Genomic DNA, 12394 nt, shown 5'->3' on the forward strand with positions numbered 1-12394 from the left:
ATGTTAATGTTAAATTTACTGGATGATATGTTTTTTGCTGCGATTCCCGCAGTCGGCTTTGCCTTAGTCTTTAATGTGCCCCCAAAAGCCTTGAAATACTGTGCGGGCTTAGGCGCGTTAGGACATGGACTTCGCACTTTATTAGTCCATTATGAACTCCCCTTAGTGTTTGCCACTTTCTGCGGTGCCGCCTTAATTGGGTTTATCGGTGTGCATTTATCCCATCGTTATTTAGCCCACCCGAAAGTGTTTACTGTTGCAGCCATTATTCCCATGATCCCCGGTGTCTATGCCTATAAAGCCATGATTGCGGTAGTGCAATTACATAATCAAGGTTGGTCCCATGCGCTCACTGCACAAATGATCGATTATTTTATTAAAACGGGATTTATTCTCGGTGCATTAGTTTTCGGACTCGCATTGCCGGGCTTACTGTTCTATCGGCAAAAACCTGTGGTATAGTAAACACACCTTTAGTTTGCCTGTCAGGAACTCACTATGATCTTTAGCCTTATCGTCGCTATGACGAAAAACCATGTCATTGGTAAAGACAATCAAATGCCTTGGCATCTGCCTGCCGATTTAGCGTGGTTTCGCCAGAATACCACGGGTAAACCGGTGATTATGGGACGAAAAACCTTTGAAAGCATTGGGCGTCCATTACCAAAACGCACTAATTTAGTGCTTTCTCGTCAGCCATATCTACATGAGGGCGTGATTTGGCAAAACAGCCTTGAAAGTGCGGTGGATTTTGTCAAAGATTCACCTGAAATCCTGTTGATTGGCGGGGGCGAATTATTTAAGCAATATTTACATAAAGCCGACAAGCTCTATCTCACTGAAATCCAAACAGAATTAGAAGGCGATACCTTCTTTCCTGAAATTGTATGGCAAGACTGGCAAATTGAATATGAAGCATGGCGCCAAGCCGATGAAAAAAATCCTTATGACTGTCGCTTTTTAATTTTATCGCGTAACACTAAAAATGAATGACATAACACATTAAATAAGAACGATGTAAAGGGCGCAAACATTAAGCAAGCGCCCTTTTCTTCATTTATCCAGCGGATCCTCACAAAAAAATCTCAGCAAAGTGCGGTCAATGGTAAAAAAATGTTATCCCCCACATTCATTGTAATGTCATGACATGTCACGATTGAATTTTACTTGTTTCAAACGTAATGCATTCATTAATACTGACACGGAGCTCAATGCCATCGCTGCCCCCGCAATAATCGGATTTAATAACCCCCATGCTGCAATAGGAATACCTAACACATTATAAATAAAGGCAAAAAACAAATTTTGTTTAATATTTTTTAAAGTTGCCTGCGCGAGAAGTAAACCGTCCACCATTTGATTAACAGATTGTTGCATTAATGTCGCAGACGCCGTATGTTCTGCCACATCTGCCCCATTTTTCATGGCAAAACTCACGTTAGCACGGGCTAATGCTGGGGCGTCATTAATACCATCTCCGACCATGGCGACGACGTTGCCTTCTGCTTGTAATTGCGCAATTTTGCTCGCTTTATCTCGTGGTGAAAGGTTACCATAGGCATGCTTAATCCCAAGCTGATCAGCAAGATATTGCACAGCACTTTGCTGATCACCACTCATGATATATACCTCAATCTGCGCGGCTTGCAGACGCTTGATTCCCTCAATAGAATCAGGCTTTAGCTTATCCGCAATCGCAAATGCCCCAATGGGCTGATCATTGACCGCGACTGCCACAATACTTGCCAGCTGCCAAATCGGATCGGCTAAAGCCGGTAACGTGAAATGACAATAATCAGCTTTGCCGACTTTCACGCGCCCAATCCCTTCCACTTCGGCTTGTATCCCAGCACCAAGTGCGGTTTGAATTTGCTCTGCATGCAACAAATCAATTCCCTTCTCTTGCGCGTGCTGAACAATCGCTTTGGCTAAAGGGTGGCTGGCATGTTGCTCGACAGAGGCCGCCAAACGATAAACATCTTGCTCGGTATAAGGACTATTTTCCACCAACCAACAAGCAGCAATTTGCGGTTTTCCTTGCGTTAACGTTCCCGTTTTATCTAACACCACTGTATTCACACGAGCCGATTCTTCCATCGCTGCCGCATCTTTAAACCAGATCCCATGTTTGATCGCATTGCCCATGCCCACCATAATTGCAGCGGGCGTAGCTAAACCTAACGCACAAGGACACGCAATCACTAACACCGCGACAGCATGCATTAATGCACTCACCCAATCTTGTTTAATCCAATAAGTAAAGGCAAAGGTCAGTAAGGCAATAACCACCACTGTTGGTACAAATACTGCTGCCACTTTATCCGCAAAACGCGCAATTGGCGCTTTCGTCCCCTGTGCTTCAGATAACGCATTCATCATATCGCCCAATAACGTCTGGCTACCGAGTTGCTGTGCTTGGTAAACTAATGACCCGTCACTCAGCATGGCGCCCGCTAGCACTTGGCTACCAACTTTTTTCATTTCAGGCTTAAACTCGCCGGTTAAATGGCTTTCATCGCTCCAACCTGTACCACTTTGCACGATACCATCCGCCGCGATTCGCTCCCCTTGCTTCACTCGTAACAGATCACCGATTTGAACCTGATCCAAAGGCAACGTCTGCCATTGTCCATCACGCTGTACATTCACTTGTTGCGGAGTAAGTTTAACCAGTAATCCTAAACTATTAAGGCTGTGTTTTTTGGTGCGTTCTTCTAAGAATTTGCCTAAACTGACAAAACCAAGCACCATGACACTGGCTTCAAAATACACATGTGGCATGCCCTCATGAGTATGTCCATAGGCTGTAAACAGCATAAATACGGAATAAAAGTAGATACTGAGCGTCCCCAAACTCACCAACACATCCATATTGGCTAAGCCACCTTTTAAGCTGCCCCATGCACTTTTATAAAAAGGGATCGCTAAGCCAAACTGCACAATGCTAGCAAGGACAAATTGCCACTCTGGCGCGAGCATCCAGTAGTGCTGCCCTAGCAACATACCGATCATACCAAACATAAACGGAAGATTAATCAGTAATAACAGCCATAAACGCCACGAAGGTAAGCGAGGTTCCACAAGAGGAGGCGCTTGTTCTGATTGCAAGCTCCCTGTAAAACCTACGTTTTCAATAAGCTGCAAAATATCTTGTGGAGAATGTTCACTGTTATCAAAACTGATTTGTGCTTGCTCACTAGCAAAATTGACTGCAGCTTGTTGAATATAAGGTTTTTTATTTAAGACTTTTTCAATACGGCTAGCACAAGCCTGACAGGTCATGCCCTGAATGTGCAGGGTGATTTTTTGTTGCATATCCGCTCCTCTAACAGTGCGGTCGTTTTTCAATAAGAATAATAAAAAGGACCGAGTAAAACGTTCACTTGCGTGCTCTCATGCAACGCAAATAGCAAAGGTGAGCTAAGCTCACCCTGAAACGCCATCACATCAATGGTTAAATAGGTTGTACATCAAAACCTGCATTTTCCACCACATCAATTAACTGAGCAATGGACACGCGATTGGTGTCATATTGAATTGTGACACAAGCGTGCTCTAAATTCACGTCCACTTGTGTTACGCCGTCTAACCCATTCAATACACGCTCTACGGTTTTGACACAACCACCACAGTGCATCCCCTCAATATTCAGTGTCACAGTTTGCATGAGGTCTTCCTCCTTGTTTTTATGTTAGCAAATTGAATAACAAAACGGCTTTAACAATGACCACACTGTGCTTACACAGCAATGTTATTGAAAAAGTTTCATGAATTTATCACCAAAGAAAAAAATAATTAACCCAATACCAACAATCACTATCCCAATAAACTTGAACAAGTTCACTTCGCGCACTGGCATATGAATCAGACCATAATGGTCAATCACCATCGCCGCAATTAATTGACCCACAATAATAAAAAACAACATATTGGTAATGCCCATTTTGGGAGAAAGTAAAATCGTGGTAAAGACGACTAATGCGCCTAACGCACCGCCAATATATTTCCACCAAGCATGTTGTGTTGCGCTAGAAAGATGACCAATTAAATCCGTTTTTAATAACGAAATCACCAGCAATAATAAGGTACCTGTCCCAAAAGAAATAAAAGTAGCAACCAAAGGCTCATTGCCCATGGCTTTGGCAAGCTGTGAATTTATCGCCGCTTGAGAAGCTAAGGCAACCCCCGCTACCAGTGCAATAATAGTATAAAAAACAAACATAACTCACCTAAAAAATCAAAATGTGTCTTATTGTAACGAGATTATAGGGGAGTGCAAACGTTTAATCAGTAAACAAACTTGCATTCTGCTGTGAAATCCGTATGATCAGCCCCTCGCCAATGGCGAAAGACAATCAATTTTCTGTATTGGGTTCCCTCACCCCAAATTTCAATTAAAAAGGTGCAACAATGAAAAATACATTTTCGATCTTTAATGATCAACAAACACGTCGTGCGTTAATCCTCTTGAGCTTTTTTCATATTCTGACTATCGCCGCCAGTAACTATTTGGTACAGATTCCCTTTGAAATCACGCTTCCACTGAGTCAGCTCGGTACACGTGAAGATTTTAGTTTTCACAGTACTTGGGGCACATTGACCTTTCCTTTTATTTTCTTAGCCACTGATTTAACTGTACGTATTTTTGGTGCAAAAGAAGCACGCTGGATTATTTTTGTGGTCATGATCCCCGCATTAGTGATAAGTTATGTGATTTCTACCCTGTTCCAAGATACACAATATCAAGGTCTAAATGCATTAGCGCATTTTAATACTTTTGTCTTCCGTATTGCGGTTGCCAGTTTCTTTGCTTATGTTTTTGGTCAACTCTTAGACGTGTTAGTCTTTAACCGTTTACGCCAATTAAAAACTTGGTGGATTGCTCCAAGTAGTTCCATGATTTTTGGTTCCATGGCAGACACATTCCTCTTCTTTGCAATCGCATTTTATGCCAGCAGTGACCCGTTTATGGCGGAGCATTGGGCGGCATTAGGCTTTGTGGATTATTTATTTAAACTGTTTGTTGGCATCATCTTATTTGTACCGGCTTACGGTGTGGTGCTCAATTTTATTTTACGTAAAATCCAAGCGCTCAATGCACAGCCACAAGTTGCTTAACTTGGAGTATAAAAAATGCCACAACGATTGTGGCATTTTTCTAACACGCTAAATTTAACTGGTAATCCAAAGCGGAATACATAAAGTGACACAAAGTCCCCCAAGCTGACTAGCATTTGCCCACACCGCACCGTGATGCTCTTTAACGACGTTAGCAACAATGGCTAAACCTAATCCCGTTCCTCCGGTTTCGCGGGTTCTGGTTTCATCTACACGGTAAAACGGTTGGAAAATTTTCTCGTATTCTGCCTCATCTAAGCCGTGACCATTATCATCAATCACAATCATCAATTCTTGACGTTTTAAGAAAATCGACACCCTGATTTCACTTTGGGTATATTTCAATGCATTTCGAACAATATTTTCGATCGCACTGACCAAAAGTGCTTTATTACCATTCACATAGTATCGAGCAGGCTGAGTAATATTCTGTCTTACAACAAAATTCAATTTACGGTGTTTTGCCTCAAATATTGCATCATCAAGCACCTCTTCCCATAATTCATTAATCGGAAAAATCTCACGTGAAACATGACTATGCAACTGCTGTCTTGATAACAATAAAAGATCGTTAATCATTTTATCTAAACGGCGTGCCTCAATTTCAATACGATGAATTTCGGTATTATCTTCTCCAAACCTACGGCGTAATAACCCCAAGGCTAATTGCAAACGGGTCAGTGGTGTACGTAATTCGTGAGAAATCGAAGACAGTAACACTTGTTGGCTCGAGAGTAATTCTTCCAAAGACTCCGTCATTTGGTTAAAACTTTGCCCTACTTGACGTAATTCTAACGAGCCTTTGGTTTCAAGATCTTTATTAATTTTAAAGTCCCCTAAAGCGACTGCCTTTGCCGACATTTGCAAGTTTCGAATAGGTTTACCAATACTGCGCGCAAGCCACCACAATAACGGGGTTGACACCAAAATAATCAAACCGACTAATAAAGCGGGGTTAGCAAAGACAAAGCTCATAATTTCCTTCTGCGCATTCACTCTATCAATAAAATAAAGTGTATAAGATTTATTGGCTTCCCCGCCTAAATGTATTGAAAAAGGACCAACGATACGAACATCCCCAAACACTTTTTTCAAAGGTCTTGTGGGATCTGAAGAAGAAAACATAAATTGAGTTAATAAAGGGATTTCTGTCGCCGTCGCCCCTAAAATACTGCTGTCATCGACATCATCGACTAACACAGGGCGAATACCGTCAAACCGTTCTGCGTGAGAGAGAGGCACACCAGCTAAAATACGTGCAATTTGGTTATGACGAATAGAAGTGATAATTTCTTGCTGATAAGCAGATAGCTCTTTCTCGCTTAATTCAGAATAAATGCGAGAATCAAAATAAGGGATAGAAAAAATCAGAATGGAAAGTAGCGAAAACGTTAACCAGAAAAAAGCAAAAATTCGGAATGAAATAGTATTAAAAAAACTTTCTTTCGCAAATGGCATAGTTGCCCTCAAACACAAGGCTATTATGCATGATAATAGCCTTTATCATCACTGTTATTTTTCTGACACTAACAAATAACCTCGTCCACGTAAGGTTTTAAACCAAGGAGACCCATCCGTACGCGGTGGAAGTTTCTTACGTAAATTTGACATATGCATATCAATAGCACGGTCAAATGGGGTTAATTGTTTACCTAAAATTTCAATACTTAACGACTCTCTGGAAAGAATTTGACCGGGATTTAAGACCAATTTTTGTAATAGTGCAAATTCTGTTCCTGTTAATTCTAAATCTTTATCATGGTGAAATGCCTGTTGTCGACCGGGATAAAGTGTAATATCGCAAAATACAAATTCGCTACGATTTTCTTTCACTTCTGTATTTAATGTGGCTGCCGGCTGTGTACGACGTAAAATCGCTTTAATACGCGCTACAAGCTCGCGATCATTAAACGGTTTTGGAATGTAATCATCTGCCCCAAGTTCGAGACCGAGAATACGATCAATATCATCACCACGTGCAGTTAACATGATCACGGGTACAGAAAATTCCTGACGAATTTTCTTTAACGTCTCAACCCCATTGAGGACAGGCATCATAATATCCAACAAAACTAAATCATAACTCAGATCTAATTTTTGTAATGCTTGTAAGCCATTATTTGCCATATCAATCTCAAAGCCTTCCAATGTTAATAACTCAGCAAGAAGCTCTATTAATTCAACATCATCATCAACTAATAAAATCTTAGGCATACAGACTCTCCTCACATTTGATTAAAAAGAAAACGCGATAAACAACAGCGCGACAAATTATTTGCTATTGCCAAAATTTCCACCAGCTTTTTGAGGCACTCTTCTCCGCATGAATCACTGCATTGTTAATTGCAGGCTTACTTTCATCTGGTAAAGGTTTATCTAGGTCAAAACTGGTGACAATGCCGCGCTGATCAAAATTGACGACTAACGTATGTTGTTCTGGTTTTTGATAGGCTTTTTGTTGTAAGAACACATAATACCATTTGCTTTGATCAAAAGGTTCAACTAATACCGGAGTGCCAAGTAAATATTGGACTTGCGCCGCATTCATACCAACTTGTAATTGCTTAACTGTCGCTGCTTCAAGATAGTTGCCTTGCGGGACATCAATACGATACACAAGCTTATCTACAGTTGAACAAGCGGTTACACTTAAAGCAAGAACAATGGCACTGATCATGGATTTTAATTGCATAATTTTTACCTTTTTATACACTGCAAATGATTGATGATGATACAGAAACTTTGCCCGATTGCCAAATCAATTCTGACCTTTCAATTGTCGTTGTAATTGATCACGCAAGTTAGGTGGCAATCCCTGAATGGTTAAGCTATCCGTCGCTTCATCCCAAAAAACGCGTTGATTGATGAGCTCCGCATCAAAGCTCAAGGTGATACCTTTCCCTGAACCCGAAAACTTGGTTAAGGTTTTTAATGCTGAACGTACAGGAGGAATATGTTCTGCTAACCCATACGCTTGTTCTGCTGCGAAGCTCGCAAACGCCTGCTCGTTTAGAGTTGGCATCGTGGCAGAAAGTTCCGTTAATGCAATTTCTTCCCCTACATTCATTTGTCCTTTACAGTATTCAAACACTTGTTTTTTCACGGCTTGTGATTGTTCTTTGCTTAAATCGGCTTGCGCACAATAATCACTGACCGCTTGCAATAAGCATTGATTTTGGACTTGTGGATTGAGCCCTTCCTCTGCCCCTAAAAAATCCATGAAGAAATCCCCAATTTTACGCCCAACACGCCCCTTCACGAAGGTTAAATACCGATCCGATTTAGCATCTAAACTTAATTCCGTCAAATTCAGACGTGCTGCAATATCAAACTGACTGATCTCCAAATATTTGGTGCGATGAATCTCTAACTGTTCATCCACTAACATACTGGCACGACTGTCTAGTAATGCAATAAATAAATAGTCAGTAGCAAGAAAGTTATAACGACATAGCACTAAAGTACCTTCGTCGGCAAAAGGATATCGGCTTAGTTCATTAACTAAAAGTGCGGTCGCTTTTTGGCTAAAATCGAGGAATTCACTTTCGTGCTCTAAAAAACGGTTTAAATCTTGTGCAAAAAGGGAGTTTTCGTTAAACACGGCATAGGCTTTACTCTTATTTTGATAAGCTTGATGTAATTGCAACATCATTTGCTCAACTTCTGGGGTAATCGTCAGCAAACGCTCACGCAACATCGTGTTTAATTTCATCGCATCGCCTTCAATCGATTTCGTAATTTGATGAAGGACAATCTCATTCACATTGATACTCATGTTTAATCCGTTATTTTATTTAAAAAAATGTGCTCCATTATACCCCTACTTTTTTAATGATAAATAAGAAAAAATGCTGGGATATCCAAAATTATCGGTTATGATATAGCACAAATGTTCATTTCCCTATCTCAATAACCATGGCAAAAAACTCAAAATATCAAGATAAACAAGTCGATGCGATCTTAAATGACATGATCGCTGTATTAGAAAAACACCAAGCACCAGTTGACTTATCATTGGTTGTGCTCGGCAATATGGTCACCAATTTATTGGTCAGTAGCGTCGGAACCAATCAGCGTATTGCCTTGGCGAATGCCTTTTCAGAGGCGTTATTAAACTCCGTTAACAAGCAAAAATCGTAAGATGTGGATAAAGACAAGCAAACAATATCGAGAAGAAACCTCACGCAAAATTTCGTGGGGGCACTGGTTTGCGTTTTTTAATATTTTATGGGCGATTATCCTTGGCGCGCGCTATGCCTTTATTATGGATTGGCCCGATACGCTCTTTGGTAAACTGTATTTTTTCATTAGCCTTCTCGGTCACTTCAGCTTTGTTGTCTTTGCACTTTATCTGCTGTTTATTTTTCCGTTGAGTTTTCTCATCAAAAATGACCGCACTTTTCGTGGCATCACCGTCATCCTCACCACAATTGGTGCCACACTCTTACTGGTCGATAGCGAAGTGTTTTCTCGCTTCAACTTGCACTTATCTACCGTTGTTTGGAATTTATTGGTCAATCCTGAGAATGGTGAGTTGTCACGGACTTGGCAAATTTTCTTTGCCCCAATGCCACTGATTTTATTAGTACAAATGGTGTTTTCACGCTGGTCATGGCAAAAATTACGTAGCTTAGAACGTCAAAAATGGCTCAAAGGTGTGGGTGTTTTCTTTGTCTGTACTTTCATTGCAACGCATTTAATTTATGCTTGGGCAGACGCGTTTATTTACCGCCCGATTACAATGCAACGCTCTAACTTCCCACTGTCTTATCCAATGACGGCGCGTTCCTTCTTAGAAAAACATGGTTTCTTAGATAAACAAGAATATGATCAAATTATTGAGCAACAAGGGCGCCTAGATGCGTTAAAAATCAATTACCCAAAACAAAAGCTCACCTTTGCGACAAGCCAAACACCTAATATGGTACTGATTACTGTATCGGGTTTACGTCACGATGCCATTGATGAAAAACATATGCCGCACTTAACCGCTTTTGCTAACCAATCGACGCAATTTACGAATCATTATAGTAGTGGCAATGATAATAACACTGGCTTAACTGGACTCTTTTATGGCTTAAGTGCACATTATGTGGACAGCTTATTAAGTAATAAAACTGCTTCGATTTTGGTGGAAAAACTCAAACAAGAACACTACGAACTGGGTTTGTTTTCCAGCACGCAATTTCACTCTAGCCTATTCCGCCAAGCGCTGTTCCCGACGCTCAGCCTTGCCACACGAAACACCAGTAACCAATTGGAAACCGCGCGCTTTAAAACTTGGTTTGCACAAATTAAAGACAAAAATACCCCCTTTGCAGCTTATTTAAGTTTAAATATCCGTCCAAACTTGGCGAAAGCGGACTATCAGTTGGAACTGGCTGAAATTGATCGGCTATTAGGGACGATTTTGCCTGAAATTGAATTAAATAAGACATTAGTGGTAATTACCGCGGAACATGGCTATCACTTCAAACCGCTAAACGCCAAAGCCTTATTGCATTACTTTGGGCGTGATGAAATTCAAGTACCAATGGTTATTCATTGGAAAGATTTACCTGCGGGAAAAGTCAGTAACCTAACCAGTCACATGGATTTACTACCCGCAGTGATGAAACATATTTTTCATGCACAAAATCCGATTTCTGACTACTCCCAAGGTCGCGATTTATTCCAACTGACACAGCCTGCTGATTGGGTGTTAGTATCGAACTATCGCTGGAATGTCATCATTACGCCTGATGGGACACAGTACCATATCGATAAGCGCGGGACTTATCAGAAATACAATCAAGAGAATCAAAAAGAATCCTCTGATCAACCGCCACTTGGCTTGTTCTTAGAGGTCTTTAATCAAGAACGTTCATTTATTGAAAAATAACGAAAAATTGCACTAAAACCAATAGCCAAAACCAATTATATTTTTTAGGTTGAAGCCTTTATACTAGCCAGCAATTTTTTAGGATAGAAACATAATGTTATTAATTAAAAATCAGAGAATTTTTCATAACATTGTTACCCCCCTCATCAATCGTCTTAACGCATTGAGCCCATATCTGTTTTTAATGAATAACCGATCCTCATTTATTGGGGATTTTTTTATGTCTCGCCTTCCTCACTTACCTCTCACTTTTACGTCCTCACGGAGCGATTATGAAAAACCACGTTCGTAGTTTTAAAACCTATATTCGAGATGAAATCATTAAAAAAGGCGGTTGGGTCAATGCACATGCGCATGCCGATCGCGCCTTTACCATGACCCCGGAAAAAATCAGCATTTACCATACAAGTAATCTGCAACAAAAATGGGATTTAGTGGATGAAGTCAAGCGAACGTCCAGTGTAGATGACTATTATGCGCGTTTTTGCCAGTCCATTGAATTAATGATTTCGCAAGGTGTCACTGCTTTCGGCACTTTTGTAGATATCGATCCGATCTGTGAAGACCGTGCAATTATTGCGGCACACAAAGCACGAGAAGTGTACAAACACGATATCACGTTAAAATTTGCTAACCAAACGTTAAAAGGTGTAATTGAGCCCACCGCACGAAAATGGTTCGATATTGGTTCAGAAATGGTGGATATGATTGGTGGTTTACCGTATCGCGATGAACTGGATTATGGTCGTGGCTTAGAAGCAATGGATATCTTATTGGATACCGCCAAATCGCGTGGCATTATGTGTCATGTACACGTGGATCAATTTAATACCCCAAAAGAAAAAGAAACCGAACAGCTCTGTGATAAAACCATTGAACATGGCATGCAGGGGCGTGTTGTTGCTATCCATGGTATTTCTATCGGTGCCCATTCAAAAGATTACCGCTACCGTTTATACGAAAAAATGCGCCAAGCACAAATGATGATGATTGCCTGCCCAATGGCGTGGATTGACAGTAATCGTAAAGAAGATTTAATGCCATTCCACAACGCCCTCACCCCTGCCGATGAAATGATTCCTGAAGGTATTACTGTCGCGATTGGTACCGATAATATCTGCGATTACATGGTGCCATTATGTGAAGGGGATATGTGGCAAGAACTCAGTTTATTAGCCGCGGGTTGTCGCTTCCCTGACTTAGAGGCGATGGTGAATATTGCGAGTATCAATGGCAGGAAAGTACTTGGTTTAGAAGTATAATCCTCAACAAAAAGCGAACAAAAGATCCGCTTTTGACATGTCAATATTGATAAAACACACCGCACTTTTAGACTTCGCCATCAAAGCATGCTCTTGCAAAAAGTGCGGTTATTTTTTTAAAAATTTTTGGATA

At 40.8% G+C, this 12394-nt stretch carries 13 protein-coding genes; 6 read left to right on the forward strand and 7 right to left on the reverse strand.

The annotated features are described in order from the left end of the window. Both CKV69_RS06875 and folA read left to right on the forward strand, forming a co-directional pair. Window positions 1-462, forward strand: coding sequence for a threonine/serine exporter family protein (locus CKV69_RS06875; protein ID WP_005724981.1), 462 nt, complete (start codon window positions 1-3; stop codon window positions 460-462). Between the two features lie 36 nt (window positions 463-498). Beyond that, on the forward strand, window positions 499-993 hold the full coding sequence (gene folA / locus CKV69_RS06880) for a type 3 dihydrofolate reductase (protein WP_016504588.1): 495 nt from the start codon (window positions 499-501) through the stop codon (window positions 991-993). Window positions 994-1140: 147 nt separating this feature from the next. Here folA and CKV69_RS06885 read toward each other — a convergent pair whose 3' ends face one another. The 3 genes from CKV69_RS06885 to CKV69_RS06895 all read right to left on the reverse strand — a co-directional run bounded on the left by CKV69_RS06885 (window position 1141) and on the right by CKV69_RS06895 (window position 4222). Continuing rightward, window positions 1141-3315, reverse strand: coding sequence for a heavy metal translocating P-type ATPase (locus tag CKV69_RS06885; RefSeq protein WP_014326391.1), 2175 nt, complete (start codon window positions 3313-3315; stop codon window positions 1141-1143). Between the two features lie 139 nt (window positions 3316-3454). Next, window positions 3455-3667 carry a heavy-metal-associated domain-containing protein gene (locus CKV69_RS06890; RefSeq protein WP_014326392.1) on the reverse strand — a complete coding sequence of 71 codons (213 nt, stop codon included), beginning with the start codon at window positions 3665-3667 and terminating at the stop codon, window positions 3455-3457. Window positions 3668-3751: 84 nt separating this feature from the next. Then, window positions 3752-4222 (reverse strand): DMT family transporter, encoded by a 471-nt coding sequence (locus CKV69_RS06895; RefSeq protein WP_005724973.1) that lies wholly within the window; start codon window positions 4220-4222, stop codon window positions 3752-3754. Between the two features lie 188 nt (window positions 4223-4410). On the opposite strand from CKV69_RS06895, the gene CKV69_RS06900 reads away from it, so the two are divergent. Next, window positions 4411-5118, forward strand: a complete 708-nt coding sequence (locus tag CKV69_RS06900; protein ID WP_014326393.1) for a 7-cyano-7-deazaguanine/7-aminomethyl-7-deazaguanine transporter — start codon at window positions 4411-4413, stop codon at window positions 5116-5118. Window positions 5119-5172: 54 nt separating this feature from the next. On the opposite strand, the gene cpxA is transcribed toward CKV69_RS06900, so the two are convergent. The 4 genes from cpxA to yejK form a co-directional block, all read right to left on the reverse strand. Further along, the gene (cpxA, locus tag CKV69_RS06905; protein ID WP_038641786.1) at window positions 5173-6576 is read right to left on the reverse strand and encodes an envelope stress sensor histidine kinase CpxA; all 1404 of its coding nucleotides are present in this window, start codon (window positions 6574-6576) and stop codon (window positions 5173-5175) included. A gap of 54 nt (window positions 6577-6630) precedes the next feature. Continuing rightward, on the reverse strand, window positions 6631-7332 hold the full coding sequence (locus tag CKV69_RS06910; RefSeq protein ID WP_005724968.1) for a response regulator: 702 nt from the start codon (window positions 7330-7332) through the stop codon (window positions 6631-6633). A gap of 64 nt (window positions 7333-7396) precedes the next feature. Then, entirely contained in the window at window positions 7397-7810 is a 414-nt protein-coding gene (bamE, locus tag CKV69_RS06915; protein ID WP_005724967.1) for an outer membrane protein assembly factor BamE, read from the reverse strand. A 66-nt stretch (window positions 7811-7876) separates the two neighbouring features. Beyond that, window positions 7877-8893: a nucleoid-associated protein YejK gene (yejK, locus tag CKV69_RS06920; protein WP_010907395.1), complete on the reverse strand. Its 1017-nt coding sequence runs from the start codon at window positions 8891-8893 to the stop codon at window positions 7877-7879. 140 nt (window positions 8894-9033) lie between these two features. Here yejK and CKV69_RS06925 point away from each other — a divergent pair, with 140 nt between their 5' ends. The 3 genes from CKV69_RS06925 to CKV69_RS06935 all read left to right on the forward strand — a co-directional run bounded on the left by CKV69_RS06925 (window position 9034) and on the right by CKV69_RS06935 (window position 12261). Further along, entirely contained in the window at window positions 9034-9258 is a 225-nt protein-coding gene (locus CKV69_RS06925) for a YejL family protein (protein ID WP_005724962.1), read from the forward strand. Between the two features lies 1 nt (window position 9259). Then, the gene (locus CKV69_RS06930) at window positions 9260-10999 is read left to right on the forward strand and encodes a DUF3413 domain-containing protein (RefSeq protein WP_014326395.1); all 1740 of its coding nucleotides are present in this window, start codon (window positions 9260-9262) and stop codon (window positions 10997-10999) included. A 272-nt stretch (window positions 11000-11271) separates the two neighbouring features. Then, window positions 11272-12261, forward strand: a complete 990-nt coding sequence (locus tag CKV69_RS06935; protein ID WP_005719330.1) for an amidohydrolase family protein — start codon at window positions 11272-11274, stop codon at window positions 12259-12261. Window positions 12262-12394 lie beyond the last annotated feature (133 nt).

The organism is Pasteurella multocida, from assembly GCF_900187275.1.
Taxonomy (GTDB): Bacteria; Pseudomonadota; Gammaproteobacteria; order Enterobacterales; family Pasteurellaceae; genus Pasteurella; species Pasteurella multocida.

Coding starts and splice junctions, on each gene's coding strand:
- CKV69_RS06925 (WP_005724962.1), top strand. CDS start 9,034: ATGGCAAAAAACTCAAAATATCAAGATAAACAAGTCGATGCGATCTTA.
- CKV69_RS06885 (WP_014326391.1), bottom strand. CDS start 3,315: ATGCAACAAAAAATCACCCTGCACATTCAGGGCATGACCTGTCAGGCT.
- CKV69_RS06890 (WP_014326392.1), bottom strand. CDS start 3,667: ATGCAAACTGTGACACTGAATATTGAGGGGATGCACTGTGGTGGTTGT.
- CKV69_RS06875 (WP_005724981.1), top strand. CDS start 1: ATGTTAATGTTAAATTTACTGGATGATATGTTTTTTGCTGCGATTCCC.
- CKV69_RS06935 (WP_005719330.1), top strand. CDS start 11,272: ATGAAAAACCACGTTCGTAGTTTTAAAACCTATATTCGAGATGAAATC.
- CKV69_RS06900 (WP_014326393.1), top strand. CDS start 4,411: ATGAAAAATACATTTTCGATCTTTAATGATCAACAAACACGTCGTGCG.
- CKV69_RS06930 (WP_014326395.1), top strand. CDS start 9,260: ATGTGGATAAAGACAAGCAAACAATATCGAGAAGAAACCTCACGCAAA.
- cpxA (WP_038641786.1), bottom strand. CDS start 6,576: ATGCCATTTGCGAAAGAAAGTTTTTTTAATACTATTTCATTCCGAATT.
- CKV69_RS06895 (WP_005724973.1), bottom strand. CDS start 4,222: ATGTTTGTTTTTTATACTATTATTGCACTGGTAGCGGGGGTTGCCTTA.
- yejK (WP_010907395.1), bottom strand. CDS start 8,893: ATGAGTATCAATGTGAATGAGATTGTCCTTCATCAAATTACGAAATCG.
- CKV69_RS06910 (WP_005724968.1), bottom strand. CDS start 7,332: ATGCCTAAGATTTTATTAGTTGATGATGATGTTGAATTAATAGAGCTT.
- folA (WP_016504588.1), top strand. CDS start 499: ATGATCTTTAGCCTTATCGTCGCTATGACGAAAAACCATGTCATTGGT.
- bamE (WP_005724967.1), bottom strand. CDS start 7,810: ATGCAATTAAAATCCATGATCAGTGCCATTGTTCTTGCTTTAAGTGTA.